The sequence below is a fragment of the Serratia sp. 2880STDY5682894 genome (genome assembly GCF_001537385.1).
Classification (GTDB): domain Bacteria; phylum Pseudomonadota; class Gammaproteobacteria; order Enterobacterales; family Enterobacteriaceae; genus Serratia; species Serratia nevei.
The window spans coordinates 286954-306277 of sequence record NZ_FCJA01000006.1 but is presented as its reverse complement, the minus strand read 5'-3'; the positions used below and the strand labels follow the sequence as shown (position 1 = coordinate 306277).

At 59.7% G+C, this 19324-nt stretch carries 15 protein-coding genes; 6 read left to right on the top strand and 9 right to left on the bottom strand.

Annotated features, from left to right (window positions below; all coding sequences use genetic code 11):
- Window positions 1–21: 21 nt before the first annotated feature.
- Together kdpD and kdpE are read left to right on the top strand one after the other, a co-directional pair.
- A complete protein-coding gene (kdpD, locus tag AWX27_RS15855; RefSeq protein ID WP_060423611.1) occupies window positions 22–2718 on the top strand; it encodes a two-component system sensor histidine kinase KdpD in 2697 nt (898 codons plus the stop codon).
- 16 nt (window positions 2719–2734) lie between these two features.
- Window positions 2735–3424 (top strand): two-component system response regulator KdpE, encoded by a 690-nt coding sequence (gene kdpE, locus AWX27_RS15850; protein ID WP_060423608.1) that lies wholly within the window; start codon window positions 2735–2737, stop codon window positions 3422–3424.
- A 27-nt stretch (window positions 3425–3451) separates the two neighbouring features.
- Here the strand turns inward: kdpE and AWX27_RS15845 are convergent, their stop codons facing one another.
- From AWX27_RS15845 to seqA, 4 genes are all read right to left on the bottom strand, one after another.
- Window positions 3452–3751 carry a DUF3861 domain-containing protein gene (locus AWX27_RS15845; RefSeq protein WP_038877504.1) on the bottom strand — a complete coding sequence of 100 codons (300 nt, stop codon included), beginning with the start codon at window positions 3749–3751 and terminating at the stop codon, window positions 3452–3454.
- Window positions 3751–4389: a PadR family transcriptional regulator gene (locus AWX27_RS15840; protein WP_060423604.1), complete on the bottom strand. Its 639-nt coding sequence runs from the start codon at window positions 4387–4389 to the stop codon at window positions 3751–3753. Before AWX27_RS15840 ends, AWX27_RS15845 begins: the two co-directional genes overlap by 1 nt.
- A gap of 191 nt (window positions 4390–4580) precedes the next feature.
- Window positions 4581–6224: a phosphoglucomutase (alpha-D-glucose-1,6-bisphosphate-dependent) gene (gene pgm / locus AWX27_RS15835; protein WP_055311938.1), complete on the bottom strand. Its 1644-nt coding sequence runs from the start codon at window positions 6222–6224 to the stop codon at window positions 4581–4583.
- 77 nt (window positions 6225–6301) lie between these two features.
- The gene (seqA, locus tag AWX27_RS15830) at window positions 6302–6844 is read right to left on the bottom strand and encodes a replication initiation negative regulator SeqA (RefSeq protein WP_049201976.1); all 543 of its coding nucleotides are present in this window, start codon (window positions 6842–6844) and stop codon (window positions 6302–6304) included.
- Window positions 6845–7068: 224 nt separating this feature from the next.
- On the opposite strand from seqA, the gene ybfF reads away from it, so the two are divergent.
- The 4 genes from ybfF to fur all read left to right on the top strand — a co-directional run bounded on the left by ybfF (window position 7069) and on the right by fur (window position 9966).
- Complete coding sequence (gene ybfF / locus AWX27_RS15825) at window positions 7069–7842, top strand: esterase (protein ID WP_080432951.1); 774 nt, start codon at window positions 7069–7071, stop codon at window positions 7840–7842.
- Window positions 7843–8098: 256 nt separating this feature from the next.
- Window positions 8099–8386: a LexA regulated protein gene (gene ybfE, locus AWX27_RS15820; RefSeq protein ID WP_004939936.1), complete on the top strand. Its 288-nt coding sequence runs from the start codon at window positions 8099–8101 to the stop codon at window positions 8384–8386.
- 264 nt (window positions 8387–8650) lie between these two features.
- On the top strand, window positions 8651–9190 hold the full coding sequence (gene fldA / locus AWX27_RS15815) for a flavodoxin FldA (protein ID WP_025301862.1): 540 nt from the start codon (window positions 8651–8653) through the stop codon (window positions 9188–9190).
- 329 nt (window positions 9191–9519) lie between these two features.
- The gene (fur, locus tag AWX27_RS15810; protein WP_019454058.1) at window positions 9520–9966 is read left to right on the top strand and encodes a ferric iron uptake transcriptional regulator; all 447 of its coding nucleotides are present in this window, start codon (window positions 9520–9522) and stop codon (window positions 9964–9966) included.
- A gap of 245 nt (window positions 9967–10211) precedes the next feature.
- Here the strand turns inward: fur and AWX27_RS15805 are convergent, their stop codons facing one another.
- From AWX27_RS15805 to nagE, 5 genes are all read right to left on the bottom strand, one after another.
- Window positions 10212–12869, bottom strand: coding sequence for a beta-N-acetylhexosaminidase (locus AWX27_RS15805; protein WP_060423601.1), 2658 nt, complete (start codon window positions 12867–12869; stop codon window positions 10212–10214).
- A gap of 13 nt (window positions 12870–12882) precedes the next feature.
- The gene (gene chiQ / locus AWX27_RS15800) at window positions 12883–13209 is read right to left on the bottom strand and encodes a ChiQ/YbfN family lipoprotein (protein WP_004939944.1); all 327 of its coding nucleotides are present in this window, start codon (window positions 13207–13209) and stop codon (window positions 12883–12885) included.
- A gap of 46 nt (window positions 13210–13255) precedes the next feature.
- A complete protein-coding gene (locus AWX27_RS15795) occupies window positions 13256–14659 on the bottom strand; it encodes a chitoporin ChiP (protein ID WP_019454060.1) in 1404 nt (467 codons plus the stop codon).
- A 578-nt stretch (window positions 14660–15237) separates the two neighbouring features.
- Window positions 15238–16902, bottom strand: coding sequence for a glutamine--tRNA ligase (glnS, locus tag AWX27_RS15790; RefSeq protein ID WP_049201973.1), 1665 nt, complete (start codon window positions 16900–16902; stop codon window positions 15238–15240).
- Between the two features lie 240 nt (window positions 16903–17142).
- On the bottom strand, window positions 17143–19179 hold the full coding sequence (nagE, locus tag AWX27_RS15785; RefSeq protein WP_060423598.1) for an N-acetylglucosamine-specific PTS transporter subunit IIBC: 2037 nt from the start codon (window positions 19177–19179) through the stop codon (window positions 17143–17145).
- Window positions 19180–19324 lie beyond the last annotated feature (145 nt).

Here is a 19324-nt window from a genome sequence, read left to right as displayed (position 1 = left end):
TTGGTAACACAAGGAATTGTCATGGTCGAAGAAGAGCAGCAGCGCCCCGATCCCGATAGCCTGCTGGCGATGGCCAATGAAAAACCGCGCGGCCGATTGAAGGTATTCTTCGGCGCCTGCGCCGGCGTCGGCAAAACCTACGCCATGCTGCAGGAAGCCCAGCGTTTGCGCGCTCAGGGGCTGGACGTGCTGGTCGGCGTGGTGGAAACCCACGGCCGCAGCGAGACCGCCGCCCTGCTCGACGGCCTGACGCTGCTGCCGCAAAAACGCATCCAGCATCGCGGCCGGCTGGTGCATGAATTCGATCTCGACGCCGCGCTGGCGCGCCACCCGGCGCTGGTGCTGATGGATGAACTGGCGCACAGCAACGCTCACGGTTCGCGCCACCCCAAACGCTGGCAGGATGTGGAAGAGCTGCTGGATGCCGGCATCGACGTGCTGACAACCGTCAACGTACAGCATCTGGAAAGCCTGAACGACGTAGTGGGCGGCGTGACCGGCGTGCGGGTGCGTGAAACGGTGCCCGACCACGTGTTTGACGAGGCCAGCGAAGTGGTGCTGGTCGATCTGCCGCCGGACGATCTGCGCCGGCGGCTGCACGAAGGCAAAGTGTATATTCCCGGCCAGGCCGAGCGCGCCATCGAGCACTTCTTCCGCAAAGGCAACCTGATCGCCCTGCGTGAGCTGGCGCTGCGCCGCACCGCCGATCGGGTCGATGACCAGATGCGCGAGTTTCGCGACACCCAGGGGCGCGAGAAAGTGTGGCACACCCGCGACAGCATTCTGCTGTGCGTCGGCCACAACAGCGGCAACGAAAAGCTGGTGCGCATCGCCGCCCGGCTGGCGGCGCGGCTCGGCTGCCACTGGCATGCGGTCTATGTGGAAACCCCCAAGCTGCACCGGCTGCCGGAAAACCAGCGCCGCGCCATTCTGCGCGCGCTGCGGCTGGCGCAGGAACTGGGGGCAGAAACCGCCACGCTGGCCGATCCGTCCGAAGAGCGCGCGGTGCTGCGCTATGCCCGCGAGCATAACCTCGGCAAAATCATCATCGGCCGCCGCAGCGAGCAGCGCTGGAAGCTGCGCGGCAGCTTCGCCGATCGCCTCGGCCGGCTGGGCCCGGATCTCGATCTGGTGATCGTGGCGCTGGAGAGCGACACCGCACAACCGCCGCCGGGCAAGGAGCACGACGGCCGCAGCTTCAATGATAAATGGCGCATGCAGCTGCGCGGTTGCGTGGTCGCGGTGGCGCTGTGCGCGCTGATTACCCTGCTCTCGCAGTGGCTGCTGCCGGGCTTCGATCAGGCCAACCTGGTGATGGTTTATCTGCTCGGCGTGGCGATCGTCGCGCTGTTCTTCGGCCGCTGGCCGTCGGTGCTGGCGGCGGTGATCAACGTCGCCAGTTTCGATCTGTTCTTCGTCCAGCCCGAATGGTCGTTCGCCGTCAGCGACATGCAGTATCTGCTGACCTTCGGCGTGATGCTCGCCGTCGGCATCATCATCGGCAACCTGACCGCCGGGGTGCGTTATCAGGCCCGGGTGGCGCGCTACCGCGAGCAGCGGGCGCGCCACCTGTACGAAATGTCGCGCGGGCTGAGCCGCGCGCTGACCGTGGCCGACATCGCCAACACCAGCCGCCACTTCCTCTCCAGCAGTTTCCAGGCGAAAACCGTGCTGCTGCTGCCGCAGGAAGAGGGTCGCCTGCAACAGATGGTCGGCGAGGAAGGCGGGCTGCTGTCGGTAGACGAGGCCATCGCGCGCTGGAGCTTCGACAAAGGCCTGCCGGCCGGCGCCGGCACCGACACCCTGCCCGGCGTGCCTTACCAGCTGCTGCCGCTCAATACCCCCAAGCAGACCTTCGGCCTGCTGGCGATCGAACCCAACAACCTGCGCCAGCTGATGGTGCCGGAACAGCAGCGGCTGCTGCAGACCTTCGCGGTGCTGATCGCCAGCGCGCTGGAGCGGCTGCACCTGGCGCGCAGCGCCGAAGAAGCCAAGCTGGACGCCGAGCGCGAACAGCTGCGCAACTCGTTGCTGGCGGCGCTGTCGCACGATCTGCGCACGCCGCTGACCGTGCTGTTCGGCCAGGCGGAAATTCTCACGCTGGATCTGGCGGCCGAAGGCTCCAATCACGCCACCCAGGCCAGCCAGATCCGCCAGCAGGTGCTGAGCACCACCCGGCTGGTGAACAACCTGCTGGATATGGCGCGCATCCAGTCCGGCGGTTTCAGCCTGCGCAAAGAGTGGCAGTCGCTGGAAGAGATCGTCGGCGCCTCGCTGCACATGCTGGAGCCGCTGCTCAGCCAGCATCCTATCGTGGTCGAACTGCCGCCGGAACAGATCCTGGTCAACTGCGACGGCAGCCTGCTGGAGCGGGTGTTCACCAACCTGTTGGAAAACGCCAATAAATACGCCGGCGCCGAGGCCACCATCGGCATTCGCGCCCGCACGCTGCCCGAGTGGCTGGAAGTCGAGGTCTGGGATAACGGCCCCGGCATCCCCGCCGATCAGCTGCAGCTGATTTTCGACAAGTTTTCACGCGGCAATAAAGAGTCGGCAATCCCCGGCGTCGGCTTGGGGTTAGCGATTTGCCGTGCCATTATTGAAGTGCATGATGGCCGCATCTGGGCGGAAAACGGCGCCAACGGCGGCGCCAGCTTCCGCTTCGTGCTGCCGCTGGAAAAACCGCCCGAGATCGACGGCGACGCCTTCGATCTGTAATCAACGCAGGGGAAACGTGAGCATAACGCCAACCAACATTCTGATTGTTGAAGATGAAAAAGAGATCCGCCGCTTCGTGCGCACCGCACTGGAGAGCGAAGGCCTGCGGGTATTTGAAAGTGAAACGCTGCAGCGTGGGTTGATTGAAGCCGGCACGCGCAAACCGGATCTGATCATTCTTGATTTGGGCTTGCCGGACGGCGACGGGCTGAGCTACATCCGCGATCTGCGGCAGTGGAGCGCCATTCCGGTGATCGTGCTGTCGGCGCGCAACGCCGAAGAGGACAAAATCGCCGCGCTGGACGCCGGCGCCGACGACTACCTCAGCAAACCGTTCGGCATCGGCGAGCTGCTGGCGCGGGTACGGGTCGCACTGCGTCGCCACTCCGCCAGCCAACAGGAAAGCCCGCTGATAAGCTTTTCGGAAATCACCGTCGATCTGGTGAATCGCCGGGTACTGCGCAACGACGAAGATCTGCATCTGACGCCGATCGAGTTTCGCCTGTTGGCGGAGCTGCTGGCCAACACCGGCAAAGTGATCACCCAACGCCAACTGTTGAGCCACGTCTGGGGGCCGAACTACGTGGAGCACAGCCACTATCTGCGCATCTACATGGGCCACCTGCGGCAGAAGCTCGAAGCCGATCCGGCCCGGCCCAAACACCTGCTGACCGAAACCGGCGTCGGCTATCGCTTCATGCCTTAACCCCGGCGGGCGCGGTTTGCCGCGCCTTTACGCCGCCGGCCCCTTCTTCAATCCGACCATAAATTCTTTAAACGCATCGCGCAGCGGAGCGAACACCGGGTGTTTGCGGTTTTCGATCATCACTTCGGAGAACAGCTTCAAGCCTACGGCGAAGGCCGCGCTCTGCTCGGGGCCGAAGTTCAGATCGTCACGCGCCCGGATGCGTTCGACGATATCGAGAATATCGTCGTGGTTGGTCACTTCAAAACTCAGCGGCGCTTTCTCGACGGGATTGCCCTGGCGATCGCTCAGGGCTTCAACGGTAATAGTAAAACGGTGGCCGGGCATCAGTTCTTCTCCTGCTGCGTGGGTTGAATATGCATTTCGCTTTCGATCGCCGCCACGGCGGTCAGCAACGCGGCGTTGATGCGCTCCACCTGCTGCGGCGTGAGATCGGCGCGCATCACGTTGCCGCGCAGCAGGCTGCGCAGGCGGTTCATGGCGTCGTAGATGCCTTCCGCCAGATTGCCGTGCCGATGATGCTCGCGGCCGGCGCCCGCCAGACGCGCCAGAATGACGTCAACCACCTGTTGATGCTTTTGCAGCTCGCCCTCGCCCGCGGCGGTGATGCGGTAGCTTTTGCGGCCGTTGCCGGTGGTGAGCGGCTCAAGGAAATCCTGCTCTTCCAGCAGCGTCAGCGTGGGGTAAATCACCCCCGGGCTCGGCACGTACAGGCCGGATGACGCCTCCTCAATCGCCTTGATCAGCTCATAGCCGTGGCTGGGCTTGCGCGCCACCAGCGCCAGCAGCACCAGACGCAGATCGCCGTGCTCGAACAGACGGTGACGCCCGCCCCGGCCGCCGCGCCCACCCCGGCCGTGCTCTTCGCCTTCGCCGCCGAAGTGATGGCGCCCACCGCGATGACGGCGGCCCTCTTCGCATTCATGATGGTGGTGATGCCGGTGTAAACCTAATCGATGAAACATAGGGTGATACCTCGCTTTAACAGTGAACATCAATACGAGGTTGTTTAGATATATCTAAACAGCGTCGATAACGCTAATCTAGATCGATATATCTAAATGCGCAAGCGTGCGCCGATAAAAAGATATATCTAAATTGCAGGCATAAAAAAAGCGCTGTAAAAACAGCGCTTTTTATCAATCAAGAAAAGCGATTACTTGGCGGAGGCCAGCACTTCGCTAACGATCTCGACCGCTTCGTGCTCGATTTTCTCGCGGTGTTCCGCCCCGAGGAAGCTCTCGCAGTAGATCTTGTATGCGTCTTCGGTACCGGAAGGACGGGCCGCGAACCAGCCGTTGTCGGTCATCACTTTCAGGCCGCCAATCGACGCGCCGTTGCCCGGTGCCGCAGTCAGACGGGCGGTGATCGGGTCGCCCGCCAGGGTATTGGCCTTGACCATCTCCGGCGACAGCTTGGACAGCGCCGCTTTTTGCGCCGCAGTCGCTGGCGCCTGGATGCGGTTGTAGCTTGGCGCACCGAAGCGTTTGGCCAGATCGTCATAGTGATGCTGCGGGTTTTCACCGGTTACCGCGGTGATTTCAGCCGCCAGCAGACACATGATGATACCGTCTTTGTCCGTCGACCACGGTTTGCCGTTGAAGCGCAGGAACGAGGCCCCGGCGCTCTCTTCGCCGCCGAAGCCCAGGCTGCCGTCGAACAGGCCGTCCACGAACCACTTGAAGCCGACCGGCACTTCCACCAGCTTGCGGCCCAGGTCGGCCACCACGCGGTCGATCATCGCGCTGGACACCAGCGTTTTACCGACTGCGACATCAGCGCCCCACTGCGGGCGATGCTGGAACAGGTAGTTGATGGCTACCGCCAGATAATGGTTCGGGTTCATCAGGCCCTTCGGCGTGACGATGCCGTGGCGGTCGTAATCCGGATCGTTGGCGAACGCCAGATCGAATTTGTCGCGCAGCGCCAGCAGGCCGGCCATCGCCGACTCGGACGAACAGTCCATGCGGATGATGCCGTCGTGGTCCAGGTGCATAAAGCGGAAGGTCTGATCGATGGAATCGTTCACCAGCGTCAGATCCAGCTTGTAGTGCTCCGCCACGCGCTGCCAATAGGCGATACCGGAACCGCCAAGCGGATCCACGCCCAGTTTCAGGCCGGCGCGTTGGATGGCCGGCATGTCGACCACCTCAACCAGGCCTTCGACATAAGGCTGCACCAGGTCTTTGGCATGCAGGTGGCCGCTGTTCCAGGCCTTGTCCAGCGACTGGCGCTGAACGCCTTTCAACTGTTGCGCCAGCAGTTCGTTGGCGCGCTTTTCAATCACCGACGTCAGGTTGGTGTCGGCCGGGCCGCCGTTCGGCGGGTTGTACTTGATGCCGCCGTCTTCCGGTGGGTTATGGGACGGCGTAATGACGATGCCGTCAGCCTGCGCGCCGCCACGGCGGTTGTGGCACAGAATGGCGTGCGATACCGCCGGCGTTGGCGTGAAGCCGTTGTTTTCCTGCACGATCACATCGACGCCGTTGGCGGTCAGCACTTCCAGCACGGAAATGAAGGCCGGCTCGGACAGCGCATGGGTGTCTTTGCCCACGTAGCACGGGCCGGTGGTGCCCTGCTGATGACGAACTTCGGCGATCGCCTGAGCGATGGCGAGGATGTGCGCTTCGTTGAAGCTGTGGCGCTGTGCGCTGCCGCGGTGGCCGGAGGTGCCAAACTTCACCGCATGTGCGGGATTGCCGGCTTCCGGTTGCAGCACATAGTACTGCGACGTCAGCTGGGCTACGTTGATCAGATCGCTTTGGCGGGCAGGCTGCCCGGCACGTGGATTATTCGCCATCGACATATCTCCCTCATCCCTGTCGGTGACCGGGCAAATACGTCGCGCACGGCCATCATGACGGGCTGTTCGCTAAATTAGACGGTACCGCAAACTTTCTCGATCAGTTCCGCCGGGAACTGCATGGCCTGCATGATGTGTTCAATCATGCTGCGTTTGCGGCCGGTATTGGTATTGGTGATCACCCAGTAAGGGGTGCCCGGTACATGCTTCGGCTTGGTATGCGTGCCGTTGGCCAGCAAGGTCTGCTGATCGCCGGCGAAATAGGTGCGGGTACGGCCGGTCAACGCCTCGGTGGCGGCGGCGAAACCGGCGGCATCGAGGGTATACAGCGTGGACAGCACCAGCATGAAACGGTTGACCGCTTTGTTCTGCTCGGCATATTCATCCGACAACAGCAGCTCGCGCATGGCGCGCACGCGATCGCGCGGACGCTGCGCCGGCGCCGTTTTTTCCAGCTCGACGGACTGCGGCGCACTGGCGGCAGGCAACGCGCGCACCGGTTGCCCGGCGGTGAATTTCAACATGCGGCGTAAAATATCGGACGCGCTTTCACCGATGTGTTGCGTGTGGCTGGCAATATAACGGTAAAGCTCTTCGTCGACTTCAATAGTTTTCATCTTTATCCAATACTGTTTTTTCTACTTAGAACCTGAAGCCAGATCCTGCATTCAAGCCATGGGATTATAAGGTTAAAAGCGCTGGGGCGAACACAACAATGTGCCTCCGGACGGAAAATGCAGACTAATACCTATAGCCGGCACTGCCAAGCCCGCGCCGCGAAAATTCCGCATGATTCATCGTGCGATTCAATCATGATACCCTAATCTGAATCTCTCTCAGTATGAACTTCGCCATGAAATTACATTATCAACTGCTGGCCGCCGAGTCAGACGCGCTGCCGGTGCTGCTGATCCACGGGCTGTTCGGCAATCTGGACAACCTGGGCGTGCTGGCGCGCGATCTGCATAAACAGCACACGGTGATCAAGGTCGATCTGCGCAACCACGGCCTCTCCCCGCGCGCCGACGACATGAACTACCCCGCCATGGCGCAGGATCTGCTGGCGCTGCTCGACGAACTGCAGCTGGAAAAAGCGATCGTCATCGGCCATTCGATGGGCGGCAAAGCGGCGATGGCGCTGACCGCCATCGCGCCCGAGCGCGTCGCCAGGCTGATCGTCATCGACGTCGCGCCGGTGAATTACCAGACCCGCCGCCACGACGAGATCTTCGCCGCGCTGAAGGCCGTCAGCGCCGCCGGCATCACCCAGCGCCAGGCGGCTGCCCAGCTGATGCGCGACTACCTGCAGGAAGAAGGCGTGATCCAGTTCCTGCTGAAGTCCTTCCACAACGGCGAATGGCGCTTCAACCTGCCGGTGCTGATCGAACGCTACGAAGACATCACCGGCTGGCAGGAAGTCCCGGCCTGGCCGCATCCGACCCTGTTCATTCGCGGCGGCCTGTCGCCGTACGTGCAGGACAGCTACCGTGCGGACATCGCCCGCCAGTTCCCGCAGGCCCGCGCGCACGTCGTCGCCGGCACCGGCCATTGGGTGCACGCCGAAAAACCGGAAGCGGTGCTGCGCGCCATTCACCGTTTCCTCGACGAAGCCTGAAAAACGCACTCACCTGGCGAAAAAACGCGCTAAAGATAACGGCTTAGCGCGTTTAGCCCGCAGTTAGGCATTGTCGTCGCTCCATCTGCTGGGGTAATATGGCGCGCTATAATTTTGCCACCGCGCCAGCGCGTTCGCGAACGCCGGTTCGGGGGTGAATTTGGGTTAGGGTTTATTGGCCCGAAGTGTGTTAACCGATGCCTCCGGAAGCGTGCGAGCGCTTTTTGATGCAAACTCCCTTGCAGTACCGCTACCTATGGCAAAAGAACAAACGGATCGCACGACGCTGGATCTGTTCGCAGATGAACGCCGTCCGGGGCGCCCGAAAACCAACCCGCTTTCCCGCGATGAACAGCTTAGAATCAATAAGCGCAATCAGTTACGGCGCGATAAAGTGCGTGGATTGCGGCGCGTAGAGCTGAAAATCAACGCGGATGCGGTGGACGCCCTGAACAAACTGGCGGAACAGCGCAACATCAGCCGCAGCGAACTCATCGAGCAGATGCTGTTGGCACAACTGGCGGAAGAACAGCCGGAACATTGATCTCTTCGGCCGCACGCGCGGCGCGGCGTTAAGGACAACGCCGGATCGACCACGCTTTTCTTCATTCTCCGGCATCGCATAAATGCGATAAAACCCCGGCGCCACTTTCTGGCATGATACGCATTTACCGGTAAGAGACTGCGCCTGTCGGCGCCCGCCCCGGAGGCGAAAGGCTCTTGCCATGGCATCATTTTAATCGGCGTCAGCGGCGGCAGTGCCGGCGTCGAGTAATGCAATTACTTGAATTTAAAGGTTATACGCGATATGGCTACTGTAGGCATTTTCTTTGGCAGCGACACTGGCAATACCGAAAACATTGCCAAAATGATCCAGAAAATTCTCCAGAAACAGTTTGGCGACGACGTCTCTGAAGTGCATGACATCGCTAAAAGCAGCAAAGAAGACCTGGAAGGGTTCGATATCCTGCTGCTGGGTATCCCGACCTGGTACTACGGTGAAGCGCAGTGTGACTGGGATGATTTCTTCCCGACGCTGGAAGAAGTCGACTTCAACGGCAAACTGGTGGCGCTGTTCGGCTGCGGCGACCAGGAAGACTACGCGGAATACTTCTGTGACGCGATGGGCACCATCCGCGACATCATCGAACCGCGTGGCGCGGCCATCGTGGGCCACTGGCCGACCAAAGGCTACCACTTCGAGGCCTCCAAAGGCCTGGCGGACGACGATCACTTCATCGGTCTGGCGATCGACGAAGACCGTCAGCCTGAGCTGACCAACGAGCGCGTGGACGCCTGGGTCAAACAAATCGTCGAAGAGCTGAGCCTGGCCGATATCGTCGGCTAAGCCCCGGCACTGGCGAAAGGTTGAACAAAGGCCCTGTAAAGTGCATAGTGTGCCCACAGGGCCGTCATCGGCAGCAGGGATTGCTGCGATAGAAGCTACAGATTTGTAACTTCCCACCCCGTCACGGTAGACTGAGATATCGGTTTATCCCATCCATCAAGGCGTTGCATGCAAAACATGCAATAGTGCAATTATATCTTTGTTAACAACCGGCGGTTTCCATTTAGTACAACCGGTTCTATAATGAGACGCATTAACTCTTTGTGCCGACCGATGCCACAGGCGAGTACGCCTCAACTTGATTAGCATAGTAACAGGACTGAATTCGCATGACCGACAACAACATCGCATTGAAGAAGGCCGGCTTAAAAGTCACGCTTCCGCGACTCAAAATCCTGGAAGTACTGCAAAATCCGGAATGCCATCACGTCAGTGCGGAAGATTTGTACAAAAAACTGATTGATATGGGCGAAGAGATCGGGCTGGCAACGGTTTATCGAGTACTGAACCAGTTTGACGATGCGGGCATTGTGACACGTCACAATTTCGAAGGCGGCAAGTCCGTGTTCGAGCTGACCCAGCAGCATCACCACGATCACCTGATTTGCCTGGACTGCGGCAAAGTGATCGAATTCAGCGACGAATCCATCGAAGTGCGCCAGCGTGACATCGCCAAGCAGCACGGCATCAAGCTCACCAACCACAGCCTGTACCTGTACGGCCACTGTGAAACCGGTGACTGTCGCGAAGACGAAACGCTGCACGACAAGAAATAAGCCTGACCGGCTATGAAAAACCGCCTCACGCAGAGGCGGTTTTTTTATGCCCGCCGTGCAACGGGCAAAAAAATCCCCGGACCAGCCGGGGGAAAATCATGTCATGAAATATCACAATTGCAGCGGCACTGCTACTCCACGTACTACTCTCACTACAACGTCCGCCCTACGCCGACACGCGCGGGCGAACGCATTCCCCCTTCGTTATACGGCCGCCGCCAGGGCAGCAGGCCGTTGCACCGGGCTTAGACCTTCTCGGCGCGGCTGTAGCGCTTGCCGTCCGGGCTAACCGAACGCACCTGCACCTCACCGGACACCGCAGGCTTGGCCTTGGCATCATAGCGCTGCCACTGCTTGCCGCCGTCGGTGGAGTACTCAATGCCCAATCCCGGCAGCGCGATATTCGCCTCCAGCTTGCCGCCCGCTACGCGTGCGCCCGGCACCGGCAGACGGTAAGCGACGCCACCTTTGTCCAGCTTGGCCAGTTCACGCTGCCCCAGGATATTGGCGAAGCGCAGCCAGTCTTTCTCCAGCGTCTTGGTATCGACAAAGTGGGTTTCCCCGCCTTTGTATTCGCGGCCGGCGCGATAGTCCTGTTCCCAACCGGCGCGGTGCCAGGCGCGTTCAGCCACCGACAGCGCGCGTGGGAAAATCATGTATTCCATCTGCGGATCGGTGCGCTGGGTTTCGCTCCACAGCTGAGCGGACAGCCCGTAGGCGCCCGGCCACGGCTTGTCGCTCTTGGCGTTGAAGTGGTTGCCGTCGCGGTCGACCGAAGTTTCCGCGTTCTGCGGCATGTTATCCGGCGCGAAGCTGAACACCTTACGCTCGTCGCTGAAGCGGGTGCCCCAGTAGTAACCGCGCTCGTCCGGGTTCACCTCGTAAGGGAAGTCCATGTAGACGTAGTCCGGGTTTGAAACCACCACTTCATACCCTTTGTTGGCCCAGTCGTTGACGCTATCGAAACCGCCCCAGTACAGGGTATCCCAGAAGTTGACGCCCACGCGCGAGGTGGCGAACGCCTTCGCGTTCTCGGCGTCTTTCAGGCCATCCTGCCAGGCCTGCATTCTGTCGATGCCGTGCGCCTTCACCAGCTTGCTGACCTCTTGGCCGAAGTAGCTCGGCAGATGCTCCATGTCGGCCACCTTGCCTTCTTTGATCATCGTCTGACACACCTGCGACTTGGCCCATGGCTTGTCTTCGTTGCTCTGATCGATGATGCCTTTGCCCGGCTCCGGTTTCGCCTTGTCGGTGTAGCCGGCGCCCAGGCGAATGTTTTTCGCTTCGTCGCCGCCGAAGTGCCAGGTCTTGATCGGCTGGCCGGCCTCTTTATGCATCTGGGCGATCTCGCCGATCACCTTGTCGACAAAGCGCTGGGAAGAGTCCAGGCACGGGTTCAGGTAGCTCTGGCGGTTAAAGAACTGCACGGAGGTGGTGTTGGAGGTATCGGTCGGATCCACCAGGCGGAATTCGTTGGCCTCCTGCTCTTTCCCGGCGGCATGCAGCTTTTTATAGCGCGCTTCCATCGAGACCACCGCGGCGCGGGCGTGTGCCGGCATGTCGATCTCCGGGATCACCTCAATCTGGCGCGCCTGGGCGTATTTGATGATGTCGATATAGTCCTGACGGCTGAAGAAGCCGCCGTAGACGTCCGGCCCCTGGCCGTACTGCGGCAGCAGGCAGGTGGTTTCGCTCAGATCGTGGCAGCGCTGGCCGCCGACCTCCGTCAGCTCAGGCAAACCGGGGATCTCGATGCGCCAGCCTTCGTCATCGCTCAGGTGGAAGTGGAATTTGTTGAGCTTGTAGGCCGCCATTTGATCCAACAGGCGCAGCACCGCGTCCTTCTTATGGAAGTTGCGCGCTACGTCGAGGAAAATGCCGCGATACTGGAAGCGCGGCGCATCGCTGGCGTCCAGCGTGGCGATCTTGCCGCTGCCGTCGCTCGGCACTAACGACAAGATCGACTGCAGCCCGTAGAACACCCCGGCCTGATCGAAGCCGATCACCCGCGCCTCTTTCTTGCCGATTTTCAGCTCATAGGCGCCCGGCACCGCCATCGCGCCTTTAAACTTGCCCGGCTGGATGTCGGTCTTGATCGGATAGCCGTTGGCCTGAACCGGCACACCCAGCAGCGCGAAGCGCTGATTGACGACGTCCGCCGCCGGCTTGACCAGCGTGCTCAGATCCGGCGATACCCCTTTGCGCAAATCGACGTCCTGCGCGTGAACCTTCACCTGCATCGGCGTCGGCACGATCTGGCCGCGCAGCGCGCCGGCAGGCAGCGTCTGCAGATCGGCATTGCTGACAAAGCGCGAAGCCGGCGTCATCAGAATGTTTTTGTCGTCCTTGGTGCGCTTCCACTGGTCGCCGGTGAACGGCGCCACAAACTGGTCCAGGTTTTCGGTGTCGGTATTCGCCAGCATTTTCGGCTTGGCGTCGCCGGACGTGGCATACCAGCGCGGCAGGAAGTCGTTTCTGAACAGCTGCCAATATTCGGCGACCACCGGGATTTCCACCGCCTTACCGGCCGGGAAGCCGCTGAATTTGGCGGTCGGCTCCAGCTTGTACAGATCGCCGGTGAGGTGAGCAATCTTGAACTGGTCGTTGTCTACCCGCAGGGTCTGGCGCGGGCTGTGGAAATAGATGACCCAGTCTTTACCGTCGATCGCCTGGCCGTCGTTGCTGAGGGTGAACAACACCCGGTTGCATGAGGCCCAGTCGGCGCCCAGCGCCGCGCAATCCACGCCGTTTTCGCCGGCGCGGTTATCCAGCATTTTTACGTTCAGCTTCAGCTGGCTCAGCTGATCCACCAGCTGTTGATCGGCCATGGCGTTTCCCATGCCGCCCAGAAATCCCATCGTTGCCGTCAACGCGGCTAATGCGCTCAGTTTGAATGCGTTCATGTTCTTGTCCTTCTTAATTATTGTTATCGCGAATTTCTTGCCACAGCTTGCCGCACTTGGCGTCGTAAGCCTGACCGTTACCGCTGTGCACCGCCATAATGCAGTTCTGATAATCCATCACCCGCACCGTTTCCTGCGCGGCGAACTGCTGGTGCTGCTTCTCTTGTTTCAGCACGTTCAGCACCGCCTTACAGGGTTGCAGACGCTCCGGCGAACCTTCGGCGGTGTTGATGCAGGCGCTGTAAGCCTGCTTCAATTTGGCGTCTTCCGGCGGTGCGGCGGGTTGCGCACAGGCGCTCAAGGCCGCGGCGGCCGCCAACATCAGCATGATTTTTTTCATCGTTGAATTCCCTTAACTGCCCCCGGCGGCGAGGCCGGGGAACGCATCAGAAGATGGTGAATGGCGCGATGACCATGAACTTGACGTCTTTCTCGTCCTGGAAGATGTTGCCGTAACCGCCGCCCCAGCTCGGGATGTTGGTGTGGTTGTCATACTGGGTGTAGTGCAGCTTGATCAGGGTGCCCTTGGCGCGCCCTTCCTGGATGGTGTACATCGCGTCCAGGCTCCAGGCGCTCTCCTTCAGGCGCTGGCTCTGATCGTAGATCGGGTTGGTGCTCGGCTTGGCATCCCAGGCGTAAACGTAGGAGCCGCCAACCGCCATGCCCGGCAGATTCCAGTTGCTGAGGTCATACATCACGCCGGCGTACACCGCTTTCTCGCCGTTGGCGTTAAAGTCGGAGCGGTTATCCCACCACACGTCCAGACGACCGTTGGATGAGGCGTAGGTCGGGGTCATGCGCTGCAGGAAGAAGCCCTGGTTGCCTTCCGCCTTGACCATGGTGCCTTCCAGACGCCAGTTGAACTGCCCGGTGGTGTAACCGAAGGTCAGCGCCTGCAGCCAGGCCAGGCCGTCGTAGATGCTGTTCGGATCGTTCTTGTTACTGATGCGGTCTTCCGCACCGTAGAACTGGTAACTGGTGGTCAGCGGGTTGCCGAGCACATCGAATTTGTAAGACGCCTTGGTGAAGTATTGATTCACATAACCCTGCGCCTGGCCGAAGGCGGCTTCCAGCACCAGATCGTTTTTGAAATCGTACTTGGCGCCCAGCGAGTGCAGGTAGGAGACGCGCGTTTTCTTATCGTTCTGGCGGAAGTCGTCCATCTCGATATGCCACGGCGCCTTGTATTTGTCGGTCCACATGTAGGAGAAGCTCAACGCACCGGCGTCGCCGTAGTCGAACTTGGCGCCGGCTTCGGCCCCCTGATAGGTGCCCGGCATAAAGCTCCAGTGCGGCGCCAGCAGGGTTTGGCCGCTCGGCTGAATATAGCCGGCACGCGCCCAAACCGGGCCGTATTTGAATTTGGCGGCGGCTTTGTACAGGCTGACGCCGCCTTTGTCACCGGAATAGTCTTCGTCGTAGGTACGGTTTTTCGAGGAGAACGCGATCTCGTTCGGGTGGCCGCTGGCGCTGGATTCCGCCAGCTCAATGGCGGTAAAGGCGCCGACGTCCAGACCGAACATGTCCCAGGCGTAGCCCGAAGCGAAATCCAGGCTCAGGTTGGCGGTGGAGTGCGACAGGTTGGTGGTGTATTGGTTGTAATCCTTGCTGTCCGGATTGAGATCTTTACGGTCGCGCTCACGTTGCCAGTAATAAATGCCGCCGGTCAGCGTGGAATCATCGATAAACCCTGCGGCTTTCGCCTCAGGCGCCATGGCAAACCCTGTTCCCAACAGCGCGCCCGCGACTGCGAGCGCCAGCGTTTTACGCTGAGCACCGTGCGTACCCATATTGAAATTCCTCTTTGACTTAACTTAAAAGTTGCAGCCGCCTGTGTTCACCACTGCCCTGCACGACTGCCAATAAAAAACCCGAACGGGTAAAAAATATTGCCGACGAGATGTTATTCCCACAGCACTAATTGCTACAGACAGACTATTTTTCGCGACGCGAATTATCAAATGAAAAATGAGGGAGATTTGTCAAAGTATGACAAGGAGCACATATCAGTGAGAATTTGTTACGCTGGTGATCATAGAGGGTGTCGAATAAAAAATTCAATTAAATCAGAATAAATTGAGATACAAGGTCAACCAGAGACGATTAATGGTTTCAGCCTGGCTAAATTCGTCAGTCAGACGATAAAAATTGAGAGCGCTCTCCAAATGAAATTAATTCGCATCACGAATATATAAGAAAAAATGAAGACTAATAGGACCAATATAAGAGAACTAATGGGTTAATGCGTCGCCATTAATTAAACGCACCCCGGATAAAATGAGAGAGGAATAGATCGCGAGCTGAGCGCAGGCATAAAAAAGCGCGGCTTAAAGCCGCGCTGATTCATTAATTTTCGAGGCGAATAAGATTAGCCTTCGATTTTCGCCCAGGTGTCACGCAGGCCGACGGTGCGGTTAAACACCAGATGCTCGGCCGACGAGTGACGGTTGTCGGCACAGAAGTAACCTTCACGCTCGAACTGATAGGCTTTCTCCGGCTGTGCAGCCGCCAGGCTCGGCTCGACGAAGCCGTGCTTGATGACCAGCGATTCCGGGTTGATGGTGGAGAGGAAATCTTCCGCCGCGCCCGGATTAGGCACGCTGAACAGGCGATCGTACAGGCGAATTTCCGCCGGCAGCGCGTGCGCCGCTGACACCCAGTGGATCACGCCCTTCACCTTGCGGCCGTCGGCAGGATCTTTGCTCAGCGTTTCCGCATCGTAGCTGCAGAAGATGGTGGTGATCTCGCCCGCTTCGTCCTTCTCGACGCGCTCGGCCTTGATCACGTACGCATTGCGCAGACGCACTTCCTTGCCCAGCACCAGACGCTTGTACTGCTTGTTGGCTTCTTCGCGGAAGTCGGCGCGATCGATATAGATCTCGCGGCTGAACGGCACTTCGCGGCTGCCCATTTCCGGCTTGTTCGGGTGGTTTGGCATGGTGACCATTTCCACCGCATCGCCCATGTTCTCGATGACGATTTTCACCGGATCCAGCACCGCCATGGCGCGCGGCGCGTTCTCGTTCAGATCGTCGCGGATGCAGGATTCCAGCGCCACCATCTCGACGTTATTGTCTTGCTTGGTCACGCCGATGCGCAGGCAGAACTCACGAATCGAGGCGGCGGTATAACCGCGACGGCGCAGACCGGAGACGGTCGGCATACGCGGATCGTCCCAGCCTTCGACGATCTTCTCGGCCACCAGCTGGTGCAGCTTGCGCTTCGACATGATGGCGTATTCGAGGTTGAGACGCGAAAACTCGTACTGACGCGGGTGGCAAGGAATGGTGATGTTATCCAGCACCCAGTCATACAGACGGCGGTTATCCTGGAATTCCAGGGTGCACAGCGAATGGGTGATCCCTTCCAGCGCATCGGAAATGCAGTGGGTGAAATCGTACATCGGATAGATGCACCATTTATTGCCGGTCTGGTGGTGTTCGGCGAACTTGATGCGGTACAGCACCGGATCGCGCATCACGATAAACGGCGAAGCCATATCGATCTTGGCGCGCAGGCAGGCGGCGCCTTCGGCGAACTCGCCGTTGCGCATCTTCTCGAACAACGCCAGGTTCTCTTCCACGCTGCGGCCGCGGTACGGGCTGTCTTTGCCCGGCGCGGTCAGGGTGCCGCGATATTCACGGATCTGCTCCGGCGACAGCTCATCGACGTAGGCCAGGCCCTTGGTGATCAGCTCAACCGCATACTGGTGCAACTGATCGAAATAGTCTGAGGAGTAACGAACGTTGCCGCTCCACTCAAAGCCCAGCCACTCCACGTCGTGCTTGATTGACTCCACGAACTCGATGTCTTCTTTCACCGGGTTGGTGTCATCGAAACGCAGGTTGCACTGGCCCTGATAGTCCTTGGCGATGCCGAAGTTCAGGCAGATGGACTTGGCGTGGCCGATATGCAGATAGCCGTTAGGCTCCGGCGGGAAGCGGGTATGTACCGACGTGTGTTTCCCCGACGCCAGATCTTCATCGACGATCTGACGGATAAAATTGGTTGGGCGGGCTTCAGCCTCACTCATTTCACTGTTCCTCAATGCAAAGCGCTACACATAACCGCCTATGATCCAACAAGCCACGTCTGGAAACAACCGTTTGTTTCACGAAAAATGCGGCGCGTTGCACCGTCGGCGCGCAGCGCACCGCCGTGGGGCGAAACGGAATAAAAAAAGCGGGAAGAGATCGCTCTCTTCCCGCCAAGTCGGGGCAAACTCCGCCATGATGCGTGGCCGGCCCCCGGTACTACTCAGGTAAAAACGGCCTTACTTTTGGATCTCGTACAGCTTGGTCTGACCGGCGACGACAGAGCCGCTGGCCAGCGCCGCCAGGCCGGCGTAGTCGTCAGAGTTGCTGACCACCACCGGGCTTATCATCGAACGCGCGTTGGCGTTCAGATAATCCAGATCCAGTTCCAGAATCGGTTGACCGGCTTTCACTTCCGCGCCCTCTTCCACCAGGCGTTTGAAGCCCTGGCCTTCCAGCGCGACGGTGTCGATCCCCATGTGCACCACGATCTCGGCGCCCTTGTCGGTTTCCAGGCAGAACGCGTGGTTGGTATTGAAGATTTTCACCACGGTGCCGTCCGCCGGCGCCACGACGATGTTGTCAGTCGGGCGAATCGCCAGGCCGTCACCCACCGCCTTGCTGGCGAAAGCTTCGTCCGGCACCTGATCGAGCGCCACGACTTCACCGGTCACCGGCGCCACCAGCGTTTCAAACGCGACTTTCGGTGCGTTCGGTACCGCCTGCGGTTTGGCTTCCGCAGCAGGAGCCGCCGCCGGGGCCGCCGCTGCCGCTACCGGGCCGGCGGCAATCACGTTGCGCATTGCGCTGGCGATAAGTTCAGCACGGGTGCCAACGATAACTTGCACGCTCTGCTTGTTCAGACGGATAACGCCGGATGCGCCGAGGCGTTTCGCCAATGCGTCGTTCACCAGCGCGGAGTCTTTCACGTTCAAACGCAGGCGAGTGATGCAGGCATCGATGCCGGTCAGGTTGTCGGAACCGCCGATCGCGCCGACGTAGCGACGGGCCAGCGTGGTAGTTTCGTTCTCGTCTTTACCGGCGTTGCTGTTGACGTTGACGTCATAACCGTCGGTTTCGTCACCGGCAACCGCCAGCTCGCGGCCTGGGGTCATCAGGTTGAACTTATTGATGGTGAAGCGGAACACCACATAGTAGATAACGAAGAACACCAGACCTTGCGGGATCAGCATGTACCAGTGGGTCGCCAACGGGTTGCGCGACGACAGCACCATATCCACCAAACCGGCGCTGAAGCCGAAACCGGCAATCCAGTGCATGCTGGCGGCGATGAAGACGGAAATCCCGGTCAAGATCGCGTGAAGCACATACAGCACCGGCGCCACAAACATGAAGGAGAATTCCAGCGGTTCGGTGATGCCGGTAAAGAAGGCAGCGAATGCCCCCGCCATCATGATCCCCAGCACTTTCGCCTTATTCTCAGGGCGCGCGCAGTGATAGATAGCCAGCGCTGCGCCCGGCAGACCAAACATCATGATCGGGAAGAAGCCCGCCTGATAACGGCCGGTGATGCCGACGACCGCTTTACCGGCTTCGATCGACTGCTGGCCGCCAAGGAAGTTAGGGATATCGTTGATGCCGGCCACGTCGAACCAGAACACCGAGTTCAGCGCGTGGTGCAGGCCGACCGGGATTAGCAGACGGTTGAAGAAGGCATAGATGCCCGCGCCGACGGAGCCCAATTTCTGGATGTGTTCGCCGAAGCTCACCAGAGCGCCGAACACCACTGGCCAGACATACATCAGGATGTAAGCGACCAGGATCATCAGGAAGGAAATGAGGATCGGCACCAGACGGCGGCCGCTGAAGAACGACAGCGCCTTAGGCAGCTCGACGCCGCTGAAGCGGTTGTACACTTCGGCGGAGATGATACCCACCAGAATACCGACGAACTGGTTTTCAATTTTGCCGAACGCGGCAGGCACCTGGTCGAGGGGGATCTTCTGAATCATCGACACGGCGGCCGGTGAACAGAGGGTGGTCAGCACCAGGAAACCGACGAAGCCGGTCAGTGCGGCAGAGCCGTCCTTGTCTTTGGACATGCCGTAGGCCACACCGATGGCGAACAGCACGGCCATATGATCGATAATGGCTGAACCGGATTTGATAAATAATGCGGCAAGCGCGTTGTCGCCGCCCCAACCAACAGGGTCAATCCAGTACCCGACGCCCATCAAGATGGCGGCGGCAGGCAGCGTGGCGACCGGCACCATCAGCGCCCGTCCCACCTTTTGCAAATAACTAAGAATGTTCACCTTTTCCCCCTATGTTGTCCGCGGACGGACCCTATTAGTAGTTTATTTGGATCTCTCACTACCTTTTTAGAAACAATGCTTGGCACGTATCACTCATGCCGAGTGTAAAAAATTTATTTTGTATCGCAAATTAAAACCTCCCTTT